Source organism: Pseudomonas sp. NKUCC02_KPG, from assembly GCF_019345465.1.
Lineage (GTDB): Bacteria > Pseudomonadota > Gammaproteobacteria > Pseudomonadales > Pseudomonadaceae > Aquipseudomonas.
In genome coordinates this window covers 25,906-49,568 of record NZ_JAHKRC010000016.1, presented here as the reverse complement: position 1 = coordinate 49,568, position 23,663 = coordinate 25,906, and the positions used below count along the sequence as shown (strand labels likewise).

At 60.7% G+C, this 23,663-nt stretch carries 20 protein-coding genes; 10 read left to right on the top strand and 10 right to left on the bottom strand.

Annotated elements, in window-relative coordinates:
- Nucleotides 1-5 precede the first annotated feature (5 nt).
- The 4 genes from KO536_RS19905 to KO536_RS19890 form a co-directional block, all read right to left on the bottom strand.
- Nucleotides 6-1,247, bottom strand: a complete 1,242-nt coding sequence (locus KO536_RS19905; protein ID WP_219262721.1) for a thiolase family protein — start codon at nucleotides 1,245-1,247, stop codon at nucleotides 6-8.
- Complete coding sequence (locus KO536_RS19900) at nucleotides 1,244-3,127, bottom strand: feruloyl-CoA synthase (RefSeq protein ID WP_374105715.1); 1,884 nt, start codon at nucleotides 3,125-3,127, stop codon at nucleotides 1,244-1,246. Before KO536_RS19900 ends, KO536_RS19905 begins: the two co-directional genes overlap by 4 nt.
- A 97-nt stretch (nucleotides 3,128-3,224) precedes the next feature.
- The gene (locus KO536_RS19895; protein WP_219262720.1) at nucleotides 3,225-4,673 is read right to left on the bottom strand and encodes an aldehyde dehydrogenase; all 1,449 of its coding nucleotides are present in this window, start codon (nucleotides 4,671-4,673) and stop codon (nucleotides 3,225-3,227) included.
- A gap of 72 nt (nucleotides 4,674-4,745) precedes the next feature.
- A complete protein-coding gene (locus KO536_RS19890) occupies nucleotides 4,746-5,576 on the bottom strand; it encodes a p-hydroxycinnamoyl CoA hydratase/lyase (RefSeq protein ID WP_019822412.1) in 831 nt (276 codons plus the stop codon).
- Nucleotides 5,577-5,777: 201 nt separating this feature from the next.
- Between KO536_RS19890 and KO536_RS19885 the strand changes: the two genes are divergently transcribed.
- On the top strand, nucleotides 5,778-6,266 hold the full coding sequence (locus KO536_RS19885) for a MarR family winged helix-turn-helix transcriptional regulator (RefSeq protein ID WP_019822411.1): 489 nt from the start codon (nucleotides 5,778-5,780) through the stop codon (nucleotides 6,264-6,266).
- A 497-nt stretch (nucleotides 6,267-6,763) separates the two neighbouring features.
- Here the strand turns inward: KO536_RS19885 and KO536_RS19880 are convergent, their stop codons facing one another.
- Entirely contained in the window at nucleotides 6,764-8,047 is a 1,284-nt protein-coding gene (locus KO536_RS19880; protein ID WP_219262719.1) for an OprD family porin, read from the bottom strand.
- Between the two features lie 298 nt (nucleotides 8,048-8,345).
- On the opposite strand from KO536_RS19880, the gene mhpT reads away from it, so the two are divergent.
- On the top strand, nucleotides 8,346-9,566 hold the full coding sequence (mhpT, locus tag KO536_RS19875) for a 3-(3-hydroxy-phenyl)propionate transporter MhpT (RefSeq protein ID WP_133078531.1): 1,221 nt from the start codon (nucleotides 8,346-8,348) through the stop codon (nucleotides 9,564-9,566).
- A gap of 160 nt (nucleotides 9,567-9,726) precedes the next feature.
- Nucleotides 9,727-10,944 (top strand): MFS transporter, encoded by a 1,218-nt coding sequence (locus tag KO536_RS19870; RefSeq protein ID WP_219262718.1) that lies wholly within the window; start codon nucleotides 9,727-9,729, stop codon nucleotides 10,942-10,944.
- A gap of 197 nt (nucleotides 10,945-11,141) precedes the next feature.
- Here KO536_RS19870 and nikR read toward each other — a convergent pair whose 3' ends face one another.
- A complete protein-coding gene (gene nikR / locus KO536_RS19865) occupies nucleotides 11,142-11,540 on the bottom strand; it encodes a nickel-responsive transcriptional regulator NikR (RefSeq protein ID WP_219262717.1) in 399 nt (132 codons plus the stop codon).
- A 90-nt stretch (nucleotides 11,541-11,630) separates the two neighbouring features.
- On the opposite strand from nikR, the gene nikA reads away from it, so the two are divergent.
- The 5 genes from nikA to KO536_RS19840 are packed head-to-tail and all read left to right on the top strand — an operon-like array spanning nucleotide 11,631 to nucleotide 16,543.
- A complete protein-coding gene (nikA, locus tag KO536_RS19860; protein WP_133078528.1) occupies nucleotides 11,631-13,205 on the top strand; it encodes a nickel ABC transporter substrate-binding protein in 1,575 nt (524 codons plus the stop codon).
- 2 nt (nucleotides 13,206-13,207) lie between these two features.
- Nucleotides 13,208-14,149 (top strand): nickel ABC transporter permease subunit NikB, encoded by a 942-nt coding sequence (nikB, locus tag KO536_RS19855; protein ID WP_133078527.1) that lies wholly within the window; start codon nucleotides 13,208-13,210, stop codon nucleotides 14,147-14,149.
- Entirely contained in the window at nucleotides 14,146-14,991 is an 846-nt protein-coding gene (nikC, locus tag KO536_RS19850) for a nickel ABC transporter permease subunit NikC (protein WP_219262716.1), read from the top strand. Before nikB ends, nikC begins: the two co-directional genes overlap by 4 nt.
- The gene (locus KO536_RS19845; RefSeq protein ID WP_219262715.1) at nucleotides 14,988-15,761 is read left to right on the top strand and encodes an ATP-binding cassette domain-containing protein; all 774 of its coding nucleotides are present in this window, start codon (nucleotides 14,988-14,990) and stop codon (nucleotides 15,759-15,761) included. The genes nikC and KO536_RS19845 overlap by 4 nt, the downstream gene beginning before the upstream one ends.
- Nucleotides 15,758-16,543, top strand: a complete 786-nt coding sequence (locus KO536_RS19840) for an ATP-binding cassette domain-containing protein (RefSeq protein WP_219262714.1) — start codon at nucleotides 15,758-15,760, stop codon at nucleotides 16,541-16,543. Before KO536_RS19845 ends, KO536_RS19840 begins: the two co-directional genes overlap by 4 nt.
- 63 nt (nucleotides 16,544-16,606) lie before the next feature.
- Here the strand turns inward: KO536_RS19840 and KO536_RS19835 are convergent, their stop codons facing one another.
- The gene (locus KO536_RS19835; protein ID WP_219262713.1) at nucleotides 16,607-17,707 is read right to left on the bottom strand and encodes a polyamine ABC transporter substrate-binding protein; all 1,101 of its coding nucleotides are present in this window, start codon (nucleotides 17,705-17,707) and stop codon (nucleotides 16,607-16,609) included.
- Between the two features lie 2 nt (nucleotides 17,708-17,709).
- Nucleotides 17,710-18,528 (bottom strand): carbon-nitrogen hydrolase family protein, encoded by an 819-nt coding sequence (locus tag KO536_RS19830; protein ID WP_133078522.1) that lies wholly within the window; start codon nucleotides 18,526-18,528, stop codon nucleotides 17,710-17,712.
- Nucleotides 18,529-18,621: 93 nt separating this feature from the next.
- Between KO536_RS19830 and KO536_RS19825 the strand changes: the two genes are divergently transcribed.
- A complete protein-coding gene (locus tag KO536_RS19825; RefSeq protein ID WP_133078521.1) occupies nucleotides 18,622-19,404 on the top strand; it encodes a response regulator transcription factor in 783 nt (260 codons plus the stop codon).
- Between the two features lie 102 nt (nucleotides 19,405-19,506).
- The gene (locus tag KO536_RS19820) at nucleotides 19,507-21,246 is read left to right on the top strand and encodes a dipeptidase (RefSeq protein ID WP_219262712.1); all 1,740 of its coding nucleotides are present in this window, start codon (nucleotides 19,507-19,509) and stop codon (nucleotides 21,244-21,246) included.
- A gap of 109 nt (nucleotides 21,247-21,355) precedes the next feature.
- Here the strand turns inward: KO536_RS19820 and KO536_RS19815 are convergent, their stop codons facing one another.
- Together KO536_RS19815 and KO536_RS19810 are read right to left on the bottom strand one after the other, a co-directional pair.
- Entirely contained in the window at nucleotides 21,356-22,456 is a 1,101-nt protein-coding gene (locus KO536_RS19815; protein WP_219262711.1) for a P1 family peptidase, read from the bottom strand.
- An 89-nt stretch (nucleotides 22,457-22,545) separates the two neighbouring features.
- Nucleotides 22,546-23,646, bottom strand: coding sequence for a polyamine ABC transporter substrate-binding protein (locus KO536_RS19810; RefSeq protein ID WP_133078518.1), 1,101 nt, complete (start codon nucleotides 23,644-23,646; stop codon nucleotides 22,546-22,548).
- Nucleotides 23,647-23,663 lie beyond the last annotated feature (17 nt).

Sequence of the window (23,663 nt, the reverse complement as noted above, 5' to 3'; positions counted from 1 at the left end):
AAACCTCAAATCGTGGAAAAATGCGGATTCTCGATCAGTACCGCCATGCCCTGGCCACCCCCGACACACGCAGCGGCAATGCCATAACGCAGATTCTGCTCGCGCAGTTGCCGGGCCAGGGTCAGCACCAGGCGCAGGCCGGTGGCGGCCAGGGGATGCCCCAGGGCAATGGAGCCGCCACGGCAATTGAGTTTTTGCCGGTCCAGTTCCAGTGCCTGTGCCACCGCCAGAACCTGTGCGCCCTGCGCCTCGTTGATTTCAAACAGATCAATCGCGTCCAGCGCCAAACCGCTGCGTTTGAGCAACAACTGGATCGCAGGCACCGGGCCGATACCCATCCGTTGTGGCGCAACACCGACCACCGCCGTCGCCAGTAAATTGGCCAGGGCCGGCTGCCCCGCCGATGCACGGGCGACCAGCGCGGCAGCAGCGCCATCCACCACTGCGCAACTGTTACCCGCCGTCTGCACACCCCCCGGGTGAATGGCCCCCAGCCTGGCCAGGGCCGCGGCGTCGGTGGAACGCGGATGACTGTCGAGGCTGACCGACTCACATCGACGCGGCAGGCTGATACCCCGCGGCTGGTAGCCTTCCAGCTCAAACACTTCATTGCGCAGGGTGACGATTTCATCCCCCAGCCAGCCGCTGGCCTGGGCGTGAAGTGCCTGCTGGTGACTATTGAGGGCATAGCCGTCCACGGCCTCACGGCTCAGGCCGTACTCCGTGGCCAGGTTTTCCGCCGTGGCGATCATGTCCACGCCGGGAGCCGGGTCGTACAGTGCTTCCCAGAGAAAATCCTTGAACTCGACCGGCGCCCCCAGGCGGAATCCACCGCGATGGGTGTAGGCGGCAATCGGGTTGCGGGACATGGACTCCGTGCCCACGCACAGCGCCAGTTCCATGCCGTCATGCAACTGCCCGGCAGCCTGGCGCAACAGTTCAAACCCTGTGGCGCAAATACGCTGCACCGCCAGGGCAGGCACCTGTTGCGCCACACCGCTGTAGAGGCCGATATGACGCGGCAACATGTACGCATCGAAGCTGGCCTGGGCCATTGAACCCGCCAGTACCGAGTCCACTGCCCCCCCGTCCAGCCCGGCACGGGCCAGCACTTCACGGGCGACCTTGATCCCCATGTCGATCGGTGAAACCTGGGCCAATGCCCCGCCCAGGTCGACCCACGGGGTACGAACCGCCTCAAGAATGGCGACATCGGTGAATGCCGAGTACTGCCCCCCAGGGCTCACGACGGCTTGCCAGCACGCAGGATCGAAGGCGCCTGCCCGCGATAAAGCGCTTCCACATGCGCCGCTCGCCATTGCAGCACTGCACGCTGATTGATCGAACCCTTGTCGGTGATTTCACCGCGATCGATCGACGCGGCCTCATCCTGCAGCGCGATCCATTCCAGGCGACTGGCATTGCCACTGGCCTGAAGATTGAGCCGCTGCAACCAGTCAGCAAACCACTGGCGCACCGGTTCACTGGCCAACACCTGCGCGTCGCTGGCGTCGGCAGGCAAGCCCGATAACTGTCGGCACTCGTACAGCCGGGCAAATACCAACGCACCAAGGCATTCGCGATCCGGCGCTGCGATCACCAGATCCTGAACATAGGGAGAACCTTCGAGTACGGCCCGGTTGCGCAGCGGCCCCACGCTGACAAACACCCCGGATGACAATTTGAAGTCCTCGGCCAGCCGCCCATCAAACATCAACCCCCATTGCGGGTTGCAAGGATCGGCCAGCTTGATGGCGTCACCGGAGCGGTAAAAGCCTTCATCGTCAAACGCCTCGGCACTCTGCTCGGGGGCGCGCCAGTAACCGGGCATGATGTGCGGGCCGCGAAAGCGCCCTTCCAGCTTGCCATCCACCGGTACCAGACGGACCTCACAGCCCGGCGCCGGCAGACCGATATAACCGGCCATCGACAACGGCCCGGTGGTGAAGGTGCATGAAGGCGAGGCTTCGGTCATGCCCAGCCCGGCCATCATCCGGATGCGTTCGCCACAGTGTTGCTCGGCAACCCGGTCGAGGCGGTCCCAGATACTTTGCGAAAGGCCCGCGGCGGCGAAAAAGAACAGTTTGATGCGGGCAAAAAAACGCTCGCGCAACTCGCTGTCGGTTTCCAGCGCCGTGACCAGTTCTTCCCAGCCTTTAGGCACGGTGAGGTAGGCAGTAGGCGAGATTTCCTTGAGGTTGCGCAGGGTTTCGGCAAAGCCCTGAGCGGTTGGTTTACCGCCATCCAGGTACAGCGTACCGCCGTTGTAGAGGACGATCCCGAGGTTATGACTGCCGCCAAACGTGTGGTTCCAGGGCAACCAGTCCACCAGCACCGGGGGTTCTTCGGCAAAAACCGGAAAGGTCTGCAACAGCATTTGTTGATTGGCACAAAGCATGCGCTGGGTGGTAATCACCGCTTTGGGCAGCTTGGTCGAGCCTGAAGTGAAGAGAAATTTGGCGATGCTGTCCGGGCCTGACGCCATGAACGCAGCCTGGGCCTCGGCGCCGCCCGGCTGCTCCAGCAAACTGGCAAAGCTCACCTGGGGCCGCCCCGCCATCTCGCCGCGTACCGCTACCAATGGCGTGTCTGAGGGCAATACCGCGCCCACGGCACGCTGATAAACCGCCGCGTCACTGACAAAGATCAGGCCCGGCTGCAACAGGTCGCAGACATGGCGCAACTTGGCAAAATCCTGGGACAGCAACGAATAGGCAGGGGAAACAGGGCAGTAAGGAATACCGGCATACATTGCCCCCAACGCCATCTGCAAATGCTCAATATCGTTGCCCGACAGGATCGCCAGCGGACGCTCTGCCCCCAGGCCATAGGCCAGCAGGCTTTGCGCAATGGCGCGAACGTCTTCCAGCATCTGGGCATAGCTGATGCGACGCCATTGGCCATCAGCGTCCCGTGCAGCGATAAAGGTGTGCCCGGGCCGGATCTGCGCCCAGTGCACCAGGCGATCAAGCAAACGTTCGGGCATCGGCTCCAGGGTTTCCAGGGAGCGCATGTGCAAGATGCCGCCGACCTCCAGCACTTCGACCGCCGGGTGACCGATGGCCACCTCGCGATAACGTGGCGCCGGTGTAGGGGACTTGGCCGGGGAATTGAATTCGAAACTCACGTCATGCTCCTCCATCAAGGCATGCGCTGCCCGTCCGACACTTAAGCGGCATGGCGCAGGCATGGCTCCTTGTTATTGTTATGCCTTGTGCAGACGATCAGATCGGGTAGTGGCGCGGCCCGTTCTGCAAGGTGATCCAGCGCAACTGGGTGAATTGCTCGATCGACGCCTTGCCGCCAAAACTGCCGCAACCGCTGGACTTGACTCCACCAAAGGGCATTTGCGCTTCATCGTGGACCGTCGGGCCGTTGATATGGCAAATGCCCGATTCGACCCGCTGGGCCAGAGCCAGGGCACGCCCGGTGTCCCGGCTGAAAATAGCCGCCGACAACCCGAACTCCGAATCGTTGGCCAGGCTCAGCAAGGCCTCATCGCCGTCCCCGCGCAGCAGCACGGCAACCGGGCCAAAGGACTCTTCGCGGTACAGGCGCATGCTCGAGGTCACGCCATCGAGCAACGCCGGTTGCATGATGCTGCCCTCGACCTGACCACCCACCACCAGCCGCGCGCCTTTGCCGACCGCATCGTCGATCAGTGCCTTGATCCGCACACCGGCGCTGGCATCCACCAGCGAGCCGAGTACCGAGTCGTCCGCCTGGGGATGACCGGCGCGCAAGTTGGCCACCTTGGTTGCCAGCTTGTAGATAAAGGCATCAGCTACCTTGTTGTCCACGATCAGCCGCTCGGTGGACATGCAGATCTGGCCCTGATTGAAGTAAGCGCCAAAGGCTGCGGCGTCGACTGCGGCGTCAAGGTCAGCGTCGTCCAGCACCAGAAACGGCGCCTTGCCCCCCAGCTCCAGAAGGGCCGGCTTGAGGTGACGGGCTGCCAGTTCGGCAACAATGCGCCCCACGTGGGTTGAGCCGGTAAAGTTGACCCGGCGCACCGCCGGATTGGCGATCAGTCGCTCTACAATCGCCGGTGCATCAGCCGGAGCATTGCTGATGACGTTGACTACGCCATCGCCCAGTCCCGCATCCTGCAACACCTGGCCAATCAGCCGGTGAACGGCCGGGCTCAGCTCGGAAGCCTTGAGCACCACGGTGTTGCCGCACGCCAGCGGCATGGCCAGCGCACGGGTGGCAAGAATCACCGGGGCATTCCAGGGCGCGATGCCCAGGATCACGCCACAGGGTTGACGCAAGGCCATCGCAAAACTGCCGGGCACATCGGAAGGGATCACTTCGCCGTTGATCTGGGTGGTCATGGAGGCGGCCTCACGAAGCATGCCGGCCGCCAGCTTGACGTTGAACCCATACCAGTTGGCCATGGCCCCGGTTTCACCCGCCGCCTCGATAAACTCGCTCGCCCGTGCCTGCATCAACTCGGCAGCAGCGAGCAGCCGCGTACGTCGTTCATTGGGCGCCAGCGCAGCCCAGGCAGGGAAAGCAGCCTGAGCCGCGGCAACTGCGGCATCGGCATCTTCCAGGGTGGCGGCGGCCACGCGTGACACCACCTCACCCGTCACCGGGTTGCAGCGCTCGAACGTTCGGCCATCACGGGCCGGGCACGACTTTCCGCCGATGAGCAGGGGCACGTCCAACATGGTGATTCCTCTTTATTGTCGTTATCGGGAATTCATTTACAGGGTGCGACCGGCGCACCCTGAACAGCGAGATTAGCGCTTGTAGGCTTGCAGGCCCGGCTTGATGCTCTTGTCATCGAGGAATTGCTTCATGCCCTGCTCACGCCCGCCTTCGGTGTCCAGCAGTCGCGACTGGTCGAGCTTGGCGTACAGGTAATCTTCGTTCTGCTCCCAGGTCAGTTCGCGGCAGCGCTTGAAGCCATGCTTGGCCGCACGCAGAACAACCGGGTTTTTCTCCAGCAGGTTGCGCGCCAGTTCAATGGTGACTTCACGCAGCTGCGCCAGCGGCACGCTCTCATTGACCAGGCCCATCTCGGCGGCTTTACGCCCGTCGAAGGTCTTGCCGGTCATGATGTAGTACAGCGACTGGCGGTGGCCTACGGTGTCTGCCATTGCCTTGCTGACCAGGTTGCCCGGTGGAATGCCCCAGTTGATTTCCGACAGGCCAAACGTTGCCTCGTCGGCGCAGATGGCCAGGTCGCACGCCACCAGCGGGCTGAAACCGCCACCAAAGCACCAGCCATTGACCATGGCAATCGTTGGCTTGGCGTACATGCGCAGCAACTTCCATTGCCACTGCGACGCTTCACGGCGGATTTTCTCCTGAAGAATCTCGGGACCGGCGTCCACTTCGCGAAAGTACTCTTTCAAGTCCATGCCCGCCGTCCAGGCATCGCCCGCACCGGTCAACACCAACACGCCTGCCTGCGGGTCCTGCTCGAGGGTTTCCAGCACGTCGATCATTTCACGGTTCAGGGTCGGGCTCATGGCATTGCGTTTTTCCGGACGATTGAGAATCACCCAGGCGATGCTGTCTTCGATTTCGACTTTGACGGTTTTCCAGCGGCCTTCGTATTGGCTCATAGCGATTGCTCTCTTGTTGTTCGCTTGAAGATGAGTAAAAACTAACCGGCAAAATTAGTTATGTCAATTAACCATTAATTAAATTAACCAAATTTTTTGGCGGCAACCGCACGTAAAATAACGCAGCGGTGGCTATCAACCTTCAACCGCGGCAAACTAGATAGGTTTATTAACTTCATTCGAGCAAGGATCCCTCTATTTATGGCCAAGTCAGCCACCCCTGTCGTCGCCCAAGAGGCCCTGCCTGAAAGCCCGGACGTACAGGCCCCCCTGGACACCGCGCTGGACGAACTGATCGGCTATGCCATGCGTCGCGCCCAGTTAAAGCTGTTCCAGAACCTGATCAGCCGACTGTCGGCCCATGACCTGCGCCCGGCGCAGTTTTCGGCAATGGCGATCATTGACCAGCATCCCGGCCTGATGCAGGCAGACCTGGCCCGCGCGCTGGCGATTGAGCCCCCGCAAGTGGTGCCATTGCTGAACAAACTGGAGAGTCGGGCGTTGGCGGTACGGGTTCGTTGCAAACCCGACAAGCGCTCCTACGGCATCTTCCTGAGCAAGACCGGAGAAGCCCTGCTCAAAGAGCTCAAGGCCATCGCTGCCCAAAGCGACATTGACGCGACCTCGGCGCTGGATAGCGCCGAGCGTGAAGAACTGCTGCGCCTGCTGAAAAAGGTGTATCAGGAGTAACCTGGCGCTGTAGCCACTGCGTAGCCGAACGCAGCCTCGCACGGCTCGTCAGCGACTACAGATTCGCCACCCTCTCCGTGTTGTAGTCGCTGACGAGTAGTACGAGGCTGCGATCGAGATGGTGCGCCACTGCGACGCAGCGGTCGCAAAACCGCAATACGCGCAATGCCTGATTAACCGTGCAAGCCGGTTTCACGACTGCTTCGCAGCCGGACGCAGCCTCGCATGGCTCGTCAGCGACTACAGATTCACCACCCTCTCCGTGTTGTAGTCGCTGACGAGTAGTACGAGGCTGCGATCGAGCGCGCAGCGGTCGCAAAACCGCAACACGCGCAATACCGGATTAACCGTGCAAGCCGGTTTCACGACTGCTTCGCAGCCGGACGCAGCCTCGCACGGCTCGTCAGCGACTACAGATTCACCACCATCTCCGTGTTGTAGTCGCTGACGAGTAGTACGAGGCTGCGATCGAGCGCGCAGCGGTCGCAAAACCGCCCCTACCAGATCGGCAAGGTATAGATGGCCAGAAAGCGGGTCTGGTTTTCATCGCGAAAGGCCGCACCTGTCGGGAAGTCGTTTCGGTAAATAGACTTCCTCGCCAAAAGACCCAGGTTTTTCAGCGGCCCGCTCTGGATCACGTACCCCAGCTCCATCTGAAACTCGCGCTCCTTGCGATCATCCGCATTCAAGGACGCCAGTTCGATATTGTCACCGCGCACATAACGCAACCGCCCTTTCAATCCCACCACCCCCACCGCCGTGAAGTCGTAGTCGTAAATGGCCTGCCAGGTGCGCTCCTTGGCATTGAGAAAGTCCGAACTCATGGTCATTTCGCTCATGCCCATCAACTCTGTACCCGAGATGTAAGGCGTCGCCGTATCACCGCTGGAGTGCATGTAGCCCACACTTAAACGATGCCCACCCAGCCGATAACCCAACAGCGCCGATGCGTTGATGTTGTCGACCTTGCCTGCTGTGGCACTGCCCGCCTCATCACTGAAAAAACTGCGCAGGTCGGTGGTCAGCACGCCGTCACCCAGGGGCAGGTCGTGCAGCAATGCCAGGGTGCTTTGCTTGTACAAATCCGCCACCTCGACATGGTAGGCGCGCACGCTCAGGTTCTTGTTGACCTGATAATCACCACCGCCGTAAGCCAGGTGCGAGGTTTCAGCCGAGCCCTTGAATCGGCCATTGGGGGACGCGATGGTCATGGCCTGGTAGTTGGTGGAGTCACGTTTGTTGATCGCGTCGATATAACCGGTGTTGAAGGTCAGGCCGTCAATTTCTTTGGAGCTGACGGTGGTCCCGCGAAAGGACTGGGGCAACAGCCGCGACGGGCTGGCAAAGGCAAACGGCAGAAAAATCGACACATCACCGGTCTTGAGCGTGGTCTGGCTAAAACGCAGCTTGCCGGTGAAGGCCAGTCGCGAGTACTCATCCGCAGCCTGTTTGTCACTATTGACCGGCAGCAGTTCGGTGCCGCTGCGGTCAGGCGAAGAGTCCAGCTTGACCCCCAGCAGACCACGCACATCCAGCCCGAAACCGACTGTACCTTCGGTAAAGCCCGACTCCATGTTGGCAATGAAGCCCTGGGCCCATTCCCGCGCTGCGGTCTTGGCGCCACCGTCCTTGTAATCACGGTCCATGTAGTAGTTGCGCAAGGTCAGGGTGCCGTGACTGTCTTCGATAAATCCCTGGGCCCAAACCGGGGTGCTGAACAGGCACAGGGCAATGCACGAAAGCGGGAACAAGCGCAGGGCGCCTTGGTTGAGCGTATGCATATTGAATGTCCATTTATTGTTGTTTTTGACAGAACCAGAACGCTCTCTTGGCGTTTCCTGAGCCAGAGAATGGAAACAAGTCAAAGCAACGTCAATCATAAATGACCGATAATCGAACATTATGTTTCTTATCTAGTTTTGATATTCACTGGCAGATACTGGCTAAAAGCCCGTCTTAAACACCTTTAATCTCATTTTGAAGCCAATAACAATCTCAGCTTCTTTTTTTAGTTATCTTTGTTAATCTTTATTTGGCTCGCAGAAAGCCCCCCTACAAAAACAATAACGAGGTTCGTCCATGAACACTCCACAGCATCGTTCGACGCTGACAATCGCTTTGTGCTTTATCGTTGCGCTTATCGAAGGGTTTGACCTGCAAGCCGCGGGCACTGCCGCCGCCGGCCTGCGTCAAACCTTTGCCCTGGACCCGAAAATGATGGGCTGGGTGTTCAGTGCCGGGATCATCGGCCTGCTGCCCGGTGCATTCTTCGGCGGCTGGATTGCCGATCGAATCGGCCGTAAAAAGATCCTCATCGGCGCGGTCATCCTGTTTGGCGTCTTCTCCCTGTTGACCGCCTATGTAGACAGCTACTCCCACTTGCTGCTGGTGCGATTCATGACGGGTCTTGGCCTGGGCGCTGCCCTGCCCAACCTGATCGCCCTGTGTGCCGAAGCGGTAGACGAACGCCGTCGTGGCACAGCGATCAGCATCATGTATTGCGGCGTGCCACTGGGCGGCGCATTGGCAGCGGTAGTGGCGATGTTCTCCCATGACCACTGGCAAACCACCTTTATCATCGGCGGGCTGGCCCCGTTGCTGGTAGTGCCCCTGATGATCATCCTGCTGCCCGAGTCCCGGGTTTTCCGCCAGGACGTCAGTCAGGCTTTGCGCGTGTCCACGGGCCAGGCACTGTTTGGTGAAGGTCGTGGCCGTTCGACCCTGGCGTTGTGGCTCAGTTACTTCTTTACCCTGACCGTGATGTACATGCTGCTGAACTGGCTGCCCACGCTGCTGCTCGCCCAGGGCTTTACCAAACCGCAAGCGGGCATGGTGCAAATGCTGTTCAACATAGGCGGTGCTTTGGGTTCCTTGCTCGGTGGCCTGCTGCTGGACCGCTGCAACCCGATCAAGGTGGTTCTGGGCGTCTATGCCGGGCTACTGGCATCACTGGCCGGGATCGGCTTTTCGGTAGGGATTGTGCCCGTGGCCACCGCAGGCTTTGCCGTGGGCCTGTTTGTCATGGCGGCGCAGCTGGTGCTGTATGCAATGGCTCCGCCACTGTACCCGACCGCCGTACGGGCAACCGGCGTCGGCGCTGCGGTCGCTATCGGGCGCCTGGGTTCGGTTGCAGGTCCCTTGGCCGCAGGTCAGATCCTCGCCGCCGGGGCCGGAACGACCGGGGTGCTGCTGGCGACTTCACCGGGACTGGTCATTGCGGCATTGGCGGTCATCACGGTGATTACCCGCGCCCATCAAAGTGCGAGCCTGAAACCGGGATTTGTGGCCGCTGACCAGTAACCCAAGGCTGCGCTCTGTGGCTTGAAGCGTCTCGACAGCGTGTTTGTTTAGGTTCTGCCGATCTCAGGATTCAAAGGTTTGAATCCTGAGATCAGGGGTTGTCTGTTATTAACGTTCGATGTGCCGCACAACAACACTCGAACTTCAGGGACGACCCGCAATGCCATCCACTCCCCCCCAACAGGCCAAGGGCGTCTTCGGGCTCTTCTGCCTCGCCAGTTACCTGCTGTCGTTGTCTTATGGCACCACTTTTTTACTGGCCATGATGCTCAGCGCCCACGGCGGCAGTGAGTCGCAGGCTGGCACGATCATCTCGGTCGCCATGCTGAGTACCTTCCTGGCAGTGATTTTTTCCGGCCACCTGACCGACCTGTTCGGCGCTCCCAGGGCCATAGCCTGTGGCTCCCTGCTGCTGGCCGCCGCCTGCCTGGGTTTCGCTACCTTGCCCGATCATGGCACCGCGGTGCTGATCTTTGGCTTGCTGCTGGGGTTGGGCTGGGGAGTGTTTTACAACCTGGGGCCGATCGTCGTGGCCATGCTCATCGAGCCCGCGCAACGGGTGAAACACTTCGCCTTGCTCTCGGGCAGCATGATGACCGGCATCGGCACGGGCCCCTTGCTCGGTCGTGCAGCCCAGGCACTGGGTTACCCGGTGGAATCGGCGTTCCTGGTGGCGGCCGTTGCCAGCCTGCTGGGTGGCCTGATGTTTGTGGTCATCGGCCCAGGAATCAAGCGCCAGCACAGCACACCCGGCTCCGTCGCCCCCTGCAAAATCACGCCGCAGGCTGCTGCGCTGGTGCTGCGTTCCAAGGCCGTGTTCGCGATCATGATGGTTGGCCTGGGCGGCGCCATCTTCGGAGGGTTGTCCAGTTTTCAAACCTCTTACGCGACACTCAACCAGCTGGACTATTCACTCTTCTTCCTGGGCTTCATGGGTGCCGCAATCACCTGTCGCCTGCTGATTGCGGGGTTGATTGTCAGGCGTGACCCCTATGTCATGTCCTGCTTGCTGACGGCCTTGATGGTGGTTTCGGTGTTGATGCTGATGTTCTTTGTCAGCTCCGGGTTCATCTATTTATTGGCAGCCATTGTGCTTGGGGTCGGCTACGGCCTGACGTACTCGGTAATCAACGGCCTGGCTGCCAACGAAGCACCTACCGGGCTGACGCCACAGTCGCTGGTGCTGTTCAGCCTGGCGTATTTTGTCGGGGTATTCGGTTTCCCCTGGCTGGCCGGGCAGATCATCGTTAACTACGGAATGCACACCCTGCTCTGGATAATCCTGGGGATTGCCTTGTGCAACTGGTCCATTACCCTGGGCCGACTGGTGTGGCGACACCTGCAACGCGTTGTATCGGGCCCTCTACGTAGCAGTTGACGAGTAGAACGAGGCTACGTTCGAGCGTGAAGCAGTCGCTAAACCGGTACACGCGCAGTGCCTGATTAATCGTGCAAGCTGATTTCACGACTGCTACGTCGCAGTGGCGCACCAAGACGATCGCAGCCTCGCACGGCTCGTCAGCGACTACAGGTCGTGCGCAAGCCGCCACATAGTGCTTTTGGTACCCGGCCCACCTAGCCCAACGGAATAATCTGCGCACTGCCATGCCGAACCCCACGCTCGGCCATCACATGACGCGTCAGCTCCGCCACCTTCCCCACCGTGCCCTTGAGCACCGAGACTTCCATGCACTTGCCCTGATCCAGGTGCACATGCAGCGTCGACAGCGTCAGGTCATGGTGCTCATGAAAGGCCGTATTCAGACGCTTGGACAACTCCCGCGTAGCGTGGTCATACACGTAGCTCAAGGTCGCGACACAGGCACTTTGAGGGTCACCCTGCTCCGGTTCCAGCAACCCGGCACGCAATAAATCACGTATGGCCTCGGAGCGCCCCTGATAGCCGTGGGTGCCCACGCGCGCATCAATGGCAGCCAACAAATCATCGTCCAGCGAAATAGTGACCCTCAGCATCCAATCAGCCTCGCAGTTATGAACTTTTGACATAGACTTCATACCCAGCATCTGATCAGGCCAATAGCCATCAATTGAGGGAGAAGCAGTGTGAAGCAGTCACGGACTAAAAAACAGCTGGCTTTATGGATGATTGGAGCCTGCCTGAGCGCAGGCATCTCGACTGCCTGGGCCGCCGCCCCGGCCCCCACGCTGACCTATTCATGGCCGACCAATGCTGGTCCGCTGGACCCCCGAGGCTACTCGCCCAACCAGATGTATGCCCAGGCAATGGTCTATGAACCCCTGGTGCGGTACACGGCACAGGGCACCCTGGAACCCTGGCTCGCAACTCACTGGACCGTGTCGCCGGACGGCAAGACCTACACCTTCACCCTGCGCGACAACGTAACCTTCAGTGATGGCAGCCCCTTCAACGCGAGTGCCGCCAAAACCAACCTTGATGCGGTGCTGGCCAACAGCAAGCGCCACCAGTGGATGGAGCTGGTCTCCACCCTTGAGCGCGTCGAAGCGCCGGACGAGCACACGCTGGTGCTGGTGCTCAAACACCCTTATTACCCGACCCTGATGGAGCTGGCACAAGTGCGCCCGCTGCGGTTTGGCGCACCCGACGCCAAGCCGGGCACGCCGGTGGGCACCGGGCCCTGGGTGCTCGCCCAGACCCGGCGCGGCGAATACGACCGCTTCGACCGTAACGAGCACTACTGGGGGCCAAAACCGGCCTATGACTCGGTCATGGTCAAGGTCATCTCCGACCCCGACAGCCGCGCCATCGCCCTGCAAACCGGAGAAATCGATCTGATCCAGGGCGCCGACGGCGAAATTTCGCCGGGCACTTTCGTACGCCTGCGCGATTCAGGCTTCAAAGCCGCCATTTCCGCACCACTGGCCACTCGCACCGTGGCAATGAACACCGGCCTGGCACCCACCAATGAACTGGCGGTGCGCCAGGCAATCAATCAGGCCGTGGACAAGGACACCATCATCGCCAAGGTGCTGCATGGCCAGGAACCCCGTGCCGATGCGCTGTTCGCCAGTAACATGCCGTACGCCGATCTTGGCCTCAAGGCTTTGCCCCATGACCCCGAGCAGGCGAAAAAAACCCTTGAGGCGGCTGGCTGGAAAGTCCCTGCGGGTAAACGCATTCGCGAGAAAGACGGCAAGCCACTGAGCACCGACCTGGTGTTTCTGGGCCCCAGCGCCCTGCAAAAAAATCTCGCTGAAATCATTCAGGGGGAGTTGGCCAAGGTCGGTATCGAGGTCAAGTTGCGCGCCGAAGAAGACGGCGCCCTGGTCCAGCGCCAGCGTGAAGGCAAGTTCGGCATGATTTTCGCCGACACCTGGGGCGCGCCCTATGACCCCCACTCATTTGTCAGCTCCATGCGCTACGCAGGCCACGCGGATTACATGGCCCAACGCGGCCTGCCGATGAAGGACGCCATCGACCATAAAATCGCCGAAGTCCTGGGCGAAACGGATGAAAGCAAGCGCGCCGAGGATTACCGCGAAATCCTCACCACCCTGCACGATCAGGCGGTGTACCTGCCGATCTCACACCTTACGGCCATCAGTGTCAGCGGCAACAACGTCGACAACGTGCAATTCGGCAGCACGCTGTTTGACGTGCCGTTCGAGGTCATGCACCCAACCACAGGGAAGCCATAACCATGCTGCGCTATATCATCCTGCGGCTTGTGCTGCTGATCCCGGTGCTGCTGGGGGTGTCGTTGATCGTCTTTGTCCTGCTGCACCTGGGCAACGGCGACCCGGCACTGGACTATCTGCGCCTGTCGCAGATCCCGCCCACCGACACCGCTCTGGCCGAGGCGCGCCATGCCCTTGGCCTTGACCGCCCCCTGCCCGAGCAATACCTCACCTGGCTGTGGAATGCCCTGCATCTCGATTTCGGCATTTCCTATATCACCGGGCGCCCGGTGCTCGACGACATCCTCTATTACCTGCCTGCTACCTTGCAGCTGGGTGGCCTGGCCCTGCTCACCACGCTGGTGATGAGCATTCCTCTGGGCCTGGCGGCTGCCCGCTGGAAAGGACGCTGGCCCGATCAGGTGGTGCGTTTCATCACCTTTATCGGCGTGTCGATGCCCAATTTCTGGCTGGCATTTCTGCTGATCGCCTTGTTCTCCCTGTGGCTGGGCTGGTTGCCACCGATGGGCCGGGGCAGCCCGCAGCATCTGCTGATGCCGGTCCTGGCCATTGCGCTGATGTCGATGTCGATCAACGCCCGCCTGCTGCGCGCCAGCCTGCTCGACGTGCGCCAGCATCGTCATGTGTTTTACGCCCGGGCCCGTGGCCTCAATGAAAAACGGGTGTGGCGCGACCATATCCTGCGCAATGCCTGGATGCCGCTGGTGACCGCCACGGGCATGCATATCGGCGAGTTGCTGGGCGGTGCACTGGTGATCGAAACCATCTTCGCCTGGCCCGGTGTCGGGCGCTTCGCGGTCAGCGCGGTGCTCAATCGCGACTTTCCGGTGATGCAGTGCTTCACCCTGCTGCTGACCACGCTGCTGGTGGTGTGCAATCTGGTGGTGGACATCTGCTACGCCTGGCTCGATCCACGTACGCGTCTGTCGGGGGTGATGGCATGAGCGCAATAGCTGCGGCTTATACCCGCAAAAAACACGGCCTGCGCATCGGTTACGTACTGGTGGCCCTGTTGCTGGTGATGGCGCTGCTCGGCCCCTGGCTGGCGCCTTACGACGCGACCCTGGTGAATCTGGACGACCGCCTGCTGCCCGCCAGCGCCAGCCATTGGCTGGGCACCGACCACCTGGGGCGCGACGTGCTCTCGCGCCTTATCGTCGGGACGCAACTGTCCCTGGGCAGCGTGGTGCTGGTGCTGGGCCTGGTGCTGGTGCTGGGCGTGGTCATTGGCGGTATCGCGGGCATCGTCGGCGGCAAGGTGGACATGTTCCTGATGCGTCTTTGCGACATGTTCCTGACCTTCCCTACTCTGGTGCTGGCGTTCTTTCTGATTGCCTTGCTGGGCACCGGCCTGACCAACGTCATCATCGCGATCGCCCTGTCCCACTGGGCCTGGTATGCGCGAATGGTACGCGGCATGGTCCTGGCCCAGCGCAATCGCGACTATGTACTGGCTTCGCAACTGGCCGGTGCTTCACGCCTGACCCGCCTGCGCCAGCACGTGATGCCCAACGTCGTGGGGCAGTTGCTGGTCCTGGCGTCGATGGACATCGGCCATATGATGCTGCACGTCTCGGGCCTGTCCTTTCTCGGTCTGGGCGTCAGCCCGCCGACGCCTGAGTGGGGGGTGATGATCAACGACGCCAAGGAGTTTATCTGGACCCAGCCGCAGCTCCTGCTCTGGCCCGGCCTGATGATCTTTATCTCGGTCATGGCCTTCAACCTGCTGGGCGATGCATTGCGTGACCGGCTCGACCCAAGCGTACTGGCGGAGATCAAGGAATGAAGCACACATTGACCATTCGCGACCTGACCCTCAAACACCAGCAACGCACCCTGGTTGACCGGGTGGAACTGACCCTCACGGCTGGCCAGGTGCATGCGCTGGTGGGCGCCAGCGGTTCCGGAAAGTCCCTGACCAGCCTGGGCATCCTCGATTTATTGCCCCCCGGTGTCCACAGCAGCGGCGCAACCTTGCTACTGGACGGGCGCCCGGTTGAAGCCACGCACTTGCGCGGCCGTGAAGTGGCGCTGGTGCTGCAAAACCCGCGCAGCGCCTTCAACCCGGTGCGCTCATTGCGCCAGCACGCACTCGAAACCCTGCAGACCCGTGGCCTGGGAGGCGCCGAGGCCGAGCGGCTGATCCAGACCACCTTGCACGAAGTGGGTTTGCACGATGATCAGCGGGTGCTCGACTCATTCGCCTTTCAACTGAGCGGCGGCATGCTGCAGCGGATGATGATTGCCCTGGCCCTGCTGGCCGACAGCCGCTTTTTGCTGGCCGACGAACCCACCAGCGATCTGGATGTTGTGGCCCAGGCCCGCTTTCTCGACCTGCTCGAGCGGCTGGTGGAACAACGCAACCTGGGCGTGCTGCTGATCACCCATGACATGGGCGTCGTCGCGCGCTGCGCCGACCGGGTGAGCGTCATGGCCAACGGGCGGATTGTCGAGCATGCCGGTGTGCATGAACTGTTCAACGCACCGCAAAGCAAGGAAGCGCGCACGCTGCTGGCGGCGCATCACTCATTGACCCTGGAGGGCTGCGCGCCATGAGCTTTATTCAAGTACGCGACCTGAGTCACGGTTATACCGCTGGCGGTTTTTTCAGCAAACGGCATCGAGTGCACGTGCTCGACGGATTGAATCTGGACCTGGAGCAAGGCCAGAGCCTTGGCCTGCTGGGGGGCAGCGGCAGCGGCAAAAGCACATTGGCGCGCCTGCTGATGGGCCTGGAAACCGCCGATCAGGGCAGCATCGTGTTCAATGGCCAGCCGCCGTTTTTGCAAAGCGTGCAGATGGTATTCCAGGACGCCCTCAGTGCCTTCAACCCCCAGCGCAGCATTGGCTGGAGCATTGCCGAGCCTCTGCGCCATCTCAGCACAATGTCTACCGAGTCGTGCAAGGCCCGGGTTGAACACCTGTTGCAGCAGGTCCAGCTGGAGGCCCGGGACATCGACAAACTCCCCGCGCAACTGAGCGGCGGCCAACTGCAGCGCGCCGGGATTGCCCGGGCCATGGCGATCGGGCCTCAGCTGATTATTCTCGACGAGGCCCTGTCCAACCTTGATCGGGTGCTGCAAGTGCAGATTCTGGATTTGCTGGCACAAGTAAGGCGCGACTGCGGCACGGGTTTTTTGCTGATTACCCATGACTTGAGCCTGGTGCAGCGCTTTTGCCAGCGAGTGGTGGTATTGGCCGAAGGCAAGCTGGTGGAGGACATGCCTGTTACCCCGCAGATGCGCTTTACCCACCCGGCAGCACGGACCTTGCAAGAAGCAGTGCTGCCGGCGATGCCGAGGGCGAGCAAAGTCTGTCGCGAGACGGCGATTCTGTAGCACTCCTGTGGGAGCGGGCTTGCTCGCTCCCACAGTGATGATGAAGCTCTGGTTTTGTGAGGCTCACGTCCCGCTTTTAACCTTGCTCCATACCCGTGTCCGTACCCGCTCAAGTTTCAGGGGCAGCGGCTCAAGCGGGAACAGCGTCTGCATGACGTCCTTGCCGGGGTAAATTTCCGGGTTGTCACGGATTTTTTCGTCTATCAGCGCCCTGGAATCCTGATTGGCATTGGGGTATTTGAGGTAGGTCGAGGTCTGCGCAATCACCTGCGGGCGCAGCATGTAGTTGATGAATGCCAGGCCCTGCTGCGGGTTGGGCGCGTCCTTGAGCAAGACCATGCTTTCGACCCAGATCGGCGCACCTTCGCGAGGAATGCTGTAACGGATGTTTCGCCCATTGCCGGCCACTTGGGAGGCGGTCTTGGCGTCCTGCACCCCGCCTGCCCAACCCACCACCACACACACGTTGCCATTGGCCAGGTCCGTGATGAATTTGGACGAGTCAAAGTAGCGAATGTAAGGCCGCAGCGTCAGCAGCAAGGCCTCGGCCTTCTGGTAGTCCTGGGGGTTGGTGCTGTTGTAGGGCAGCCCCAGGTAATGCAGGGCGATAGGGATGATTTCACTGGGAGCGTCCAGCATCGCCACGCCACACTGGCTGAGCTTGCTCAGGTTCTCGGGCTTGAAGATCAGGTCCCAGGAATCGACCGGCGCATCCGCCCCAAGCACGGCCCTGACCTTGTCGACGTCATAGCCCACCCCCGTGGTGCCCCACAGGTAAGGCACGGCGTAGCGATTACCCGGATCGTTACTCTGCATCTTGGCCAGGATGTCCGGGTCCAGGTGTGAGCGATTGGGCAACTGCGCGGGGTCCAGCTCCTTGAGCACCCCGGCCTTGATCAGGTTGGGCAGCAGATCCCCGGTGGCGACGACAACGTCATAGCCACTGCGCCCGGCCATCAGCTTGCTTTGCATCACATCGCTGTTATCGAACACGTCGTACATCGAGCCGATTCCACTTTCGGCCTTAAAGTTTTTCATCGTGTCGGGGGCAATAAAGTCGTACCAGTTGTAGATGTTCACCTGCTGTTGCGCCGCAACCGCGCTCGCGAGGCTGCAACTCAACACCGCGGCCAGGGCCAGGCGCATACCGTTTTTATTATTCATGTTCAGGCTCCGATCAACAGTTCGCGACGACCGTCTGCATGTTCGAGCTGTGTGCCCGACAGCAACAAACGGCGATCCTTGAGGTAGTCGTAATCACGGCGGGCAGCCTTCAGCTGATCAAAATCCAGCGCCACCACCTGGCGATTTTCTTCGCGCCCGGCTTCAACCAGCACCCGCCCAAACGGGTCGACCGCCATGCTGCCACCCGCAAACACCAGCCCGTCGTCCCCTGCCCCTACGCGGTTGACCATCACGGCGAATGCCTGGTTTTCCTGGGCGCGGGCCATGATTGCCGTGCGGTGCACAGGGCCATAGGGATCCATGTTGCCGTTGGTGACGATGATCAGTTCGGCCCCCAGTTGCGCCAGGGCCCGGCTGGTTTCCGGCAGTTCAATGTCGTAACAGATCAGCAGGCCAATCCGAACGCCCTGCCACACAACGGTGGTAAAACGGTCGCCAGGGCAGAAGTCGCCACGTTCCGACGGCCAAAGATGGGTCTTGCGGTAGTGCAGCGCGATCCCCTCGGGCGTCACCAGTACCGAGGTGTTGTAGAACGTGCCCTCATGGACCTCGGCAATCCCGACCACCACACCGACACCACGCTCCCGTACGGCCTGCAACACAGCGTGCAGAGTCGGACCGTCCAGGGGCTCGGCCACCTGCGCCAGCTGTTGGCCGCCGACAAATCCGGTCAGGTGGGTCTCTGGAAACACCAGCAAATCCGTATCGCCAGCGCAGGTGGCGATGGCATTCAATGTGCGCGACAGGTTATAAGCGGTGTCGCCGTCACGGCCAGCCAGTTGCACCATTTCAATGTTCATCTCAGGTCCTTTTACCCAGGGATGAGCCGAGTATGGTGCGCGGCACAGCGCCTTTAAATGACTTCGATGGGGTAACACCCAATGGGTAGTGAGATGAATCTGACGTTGCAGGATGTGGCTTGGCATGACGCGGTGGGCCGGGTGATCGAAACCCTCGACCAGCCCAATTTCTGGACGGCGCTGGTGCGTTTGCTGGGCCGCTATGTGCCCGTGGACAACTGGGTGGTGCTGATCTATAGCGCGGGAAAACCGCAGGTCCTGGCCGAATCCCCCGGCGAAGACGGCGGTATGGATTCACTGTTCCAGGATTATCTCAAGGGCCTGTACCTGCTGGACCCGTTCTACATTGCCAACCGCGAATCACCGAAAAGCGGGCTGTTCCGGCTGCAGGACGTGGCCCCGGAATGCTTTGAACAGACCGATTACTACCAGCGCTACTTCCGCCTGAATATCGTCACCGACGAGGTGCATATCAATGTGCAACTCGACAATGAACGAACCCTGAGCCTGTCACTGGGCAGCCAGTGCCGGTTCAGCCTGGAACAGACCGCATTGCTGGGGCTGGTACAGCCTTGGGTGGCCGCACTGATGCGCCAGCGCCTGGTGTTCGAGCGCGAACCCAGGGAGGCAGCAGAGCTGACACCCAACTGGCAAAGCCGCCTGGAAACCGCTACCGAGCAGTTGAGTACACCCTTGACCGCACGGGAAATGGAGGTGGGGCTATTGCTGCTAAGCGGCTGTTCGAACAAGGAAGTTGCCCGAAAACTGGCGATTTCCGCAGAGACGGTGAAGGTGCATCGCAAGCACATGTACAGCAAGCTGGGAATCAAGTCACAGTCCGAACTGTTCTCGCTGTTTTTACAGGCGCAGGAATAAAAAGCACCTACCGTTGCACTTCCTTGCAGTGTAAGTTTGGAAATGTTTTGTTTCATTTGCCTCCATTTCCACCCCACTGCCCGCAAAGGAATGCCCCACACCATGCACTTTCCACTTAAGCACCTGGCCGCCGCGACATTGATGATGGCCAGCCTTGCGGCGTTCAGCACCGCTGCCCACGCCACCATCACCCCGCAACAGAGCGCGACCATCCTCAAGACCTTCAGTGAAACCCCGGTCACTGACTTCAGGCATTTTCTGGGTGCGCTGGCCAAGAGCGATCTTGCCAGGGCCGACAACCTGCAGCCGACCCTCAACGCCTTTCTCGACAACAAGGCATTGACCCCTGAGCAACAGAACGAAATCTATCGTCTGCTGGGCCTCTACACGCGGTTGAAATACGGCAAGGAGGCCACCCAGACCCTGCGAGAGCTGGTTGCCATCCCGACCGTCAACCTGGACGGCGTGCCCCAGTACGAGAACCCGCAATTCATCAAGATCGCCGACAAGATCAAGGGCCTTGCCCAGGCCTTCGACCTGAACTTTCGCAATGTCGACAACCGCGTCTATGAAGTCACCCTGCAAGGCAGTGGCGATGAAGTGGTCGGTATTCACGCCCACGCCGACGTGGTGCCGGTAACCCCGGAAAACTGGGTGCTCAAGGACGGCACAAAACTCGATCCGTTCAAGGTCACCCTGATTGGCGATCGCATGTACGGTCGTGGCACCGAGGATGACAAAAACGGCATCGTGGTGGCGATGTACGCCATGAAAGTGATCAAGGAGGAGAAGTTGCCGCTGGCCAGAAACTTCAAGCTGCTGATCGACACCACCGAGGAAACCTCCGGTGACGCCATCCCCTATTACTTCGAAAACAACCCGGTCCCCAACTACAACCTGGCGCTGGATGGCGGCTACCCCGTAGTGATCGCCGAGAAAGGCTACGGCACGGTCATGGCCACATTTGCGCGGCGTAACGCCGAGGGTCAGGGCGCGGAAATCATCTCGCTCACGGGCGGCATGGCAACCAATCAGATCCCGTCGACCTCGGTCGCCACCCTGGTCACGGACACGCCTGAAGAGCTGGCCGCCACATTGAATAAAGCCGGTGCCGACTATGCCAGGCGCAATGGCGTGAATTTCGAAGTGAGCGCCAAGGTGGTCGGCAAGGATGTCGTGCTGACCGTCACGGGGGTGTCTGCCCACTCCTCAGAGCCCGAGTCCGGGGTCAATCCGGTGGCAAGGATGCTGGACTTCATCAGCAGCATTGATGGCCAGGTCGCCCTCAAGCACAACCACGTTACCGATGCCGCACACTATGGCGCCGAGAACTGGGGCCTGGACTACGAAGGTGGCAAGTTGGGGATTGGTTTTGCCGACGGGTTCATGGGGCCGCTGACCACGTCACTGACGTTTGTCGGGCTGGATGACAAGGCCCTCAAGCTTGCCGTGAACCTGCGCGTGCCCAAGGGCAAGTCCCCGCAGGTGCTCAAGGAGCAGATTGCCGGGAAGCTGGATGCCTGGAGCAAGAGCAAGCAGGTGGCGGTGACGTTTGACTACACCATCGCCGAACCGATGTACCGCAACCCGGAGGGTGAATGGGTCAAGGCGCTGCTGGCCGTAGCCAGCGAAAACCTCGGCATGGAACACACCTTCGGCACCTCGGCGGGTGCGACATCGGTCCATGAACTGCCCAATGGCGTGCAGTTCGGTCTGGCCATGCCCAACGTCAAGTACACCGGCCATACCGACAACGAGTTCAAGACGGTCGAGCAGTTCATGCTGGACTTGCAGATCGTCACCGAAATGATGGCTCGCGTCGGGCAATTGCCGAAGCTCTGAACCAATATCCCGCCCCCGGCCGTAGTCGCTGCCGAGGCACGAAGGCTGCGATTGGCGATGTATATCGCTAAAGGCTCGCAGCCTTCGTGCCTCGGCAGCGACTACAGGCTCAAGGTGCTTTCCAGCCCACCTGCCTGAGCGCCGCCAGCAATCGCTCAGGCTTGAGCGCCAGCACCGTATGGCCACAGCCTGTCAGGTCATCGGCGCCCAGCATGGCATTGAGAATGGCTTCTTCTACCGCATCGGCCGCTGCCACGAACAGCGGCGAGATGTAGTCGTTGTTGACCATCTGCAACGCCGTTGTCGGCTCACCCGGATGACCGAAGTTGGCCGCTGGCAAGTTCTGGTTGCCCACCGCAAAGGCAATGAAGATATCGCCGCTGGAGTCCTCGGTTCCTCCCCCCACCCGCGCCAACCCGACACTGGCACGCTGTGCAAGACGGGTGCACTGATGGGGCAACAAGGGCGCGTCGGTGGCAAGGGTAATCACGATCGACCCCATGCCCGGCACGCCGACATTGATCCCGCTTTTGAAGGGCGATGGCACGTCATCCAGCACCGTGCCGACCGGGTAGCCGCCCACCCGCAAGGCTTCACGCACGCCGTAGTTGGCCTGCACCAGCGCCCCTACCGTCCAGCCCCCCTGCTCCGGGCTCAATACCCGTGATGACGTGCCGATCCCGCCCTTGAATTCGTGGCAGATCATTCCGGTACCGCCCCCGACGTTGCCCTCTGCCACAGGCCCGGACTCGGCCGCTTGCAGGGCAAGTTGCAGATGCTCGGCAGTCACGTGCTGGCCCCAGATATCGTTCAACGTTCCGTCGTAGGTCTCCAGCACCACGGGCATGCACCAGTAGGTATGTTGCTTGCCCATCTCCCGCTCGGCAGCTACCAGCGCATCGCGAACCACGCCAACACTGTGGGTGTTGGTGTAGGCAATGGGCGAGGCCAGCAAGCCCGCCTCCCGGATCCACTCCAGCCCCGTGGCGTCACCGTTGCCGTTGAGCACATGCACGCCTGCAAAACACGGCTGCAAATGGGTGGCTCCGGCCCGGGGCTCAATCACGGTGACACCGGAATGGATGGAAACCCCATCGGTTTCAACATTGAGCGTGTGATGCCCCACTCGCACACCCGGTACGTCGGTGATGGCGTTGTACACGCCCGGGGTACCTGAACCGATAGTGATGCCAAGCTCTCGGATACGCATGGTGCTGTTCTCGTCGTTCGATTAAGTGCCCCCAGTTTAGGAACCCGGCAGGCACTTGACGATAACCCCCATTCACTACCCCAGAGGGGTTACTTGTCAGACTTGATACTGGTCCAGACCCGGGTGCGCACCCGTTCCATTTTCTGCGGCAGCGGCTGCACCACATACAGGGATTCCAGCGCCTCGCTGGTTGGGGTCAGGTTCGGATTGGCGGTGATGTCCTTGTTGATCAGCGCCAGGGAGTCCTTGTTGGCATTAGGGTAGCCAAGGAAATCACTGATCCCGGCAATGACCTTGGGCTCCAGCAGGTGGTTAAGGAACTCGTGGGCCTCTTCGACATTTTTCGCGCTTTTAGGGATGGCGAAGGTGTCAAACCAGATCGGCGCGCCCTCTTTGGGCAAGCGCCAGTCGACCACGACACCGTTACCCGACTCTTTGGCGCGATTGCCGAACTGGTAGAAGCTGCCCGAATAACCGATGGCCACGCAGATGTCGCCATTGGCGATATCGGTCATGTACTTGGCCGAGTTGAAGTAGGTCACGTAGGGGCGGATCTTGAGCATCAGCTCCTTGGCTTTTTCATAATCGGCCGGGTTCTGGCTGTTGGGGTCCAGTCCCAGATAATGCAGCGCCAACGGCAGGATTTCCGAGGGTGAATCGAGCATCGCCACGCCGCAGGATTTCAGCTTGGCCATGTTTTCGGGCTTGAACACCAGATCCCAACTGTCCACCGGTGCATTCTCGCCCAGCGCGGCCTTGACCTTGGCCGGGTTGAAGCCGATCAGCACCGTGCCGTACATGTAAGGCACCGCGTACTGGTTGCCAGGGTCATTGGTGTCCAGCAACTTGAGCAGGGCCGGGTCCTGGTGCTGCCAGTTGGGCAGCTTGGACTTGTCCAGTTTCTGGAACACTCCCGCCTTGATCTGGGTATCGAGAAACTGATTGGACGGCACCACCAGGTCATACCCCGAGTTGCCGGTCAGCAGCTTGGCTTCAAGGGCTTCATTGGTGTCGAAAGAATCCCAGGTCACCTTGATGCCCGTCTGTTTGGCGAAGTCCTTGGGAACGGACGGCAGGATATAGTCCGCCCAGTTGTAAACCCGCAACTCGCGCTGTTCGGCATGTACGCTGGTGGCCAGCAGCGTGAGCCCACAGACAGTGGCGCCCAGTAAGCATTTCAGAGTGTCCATGGATCAGTTCCCCAGGT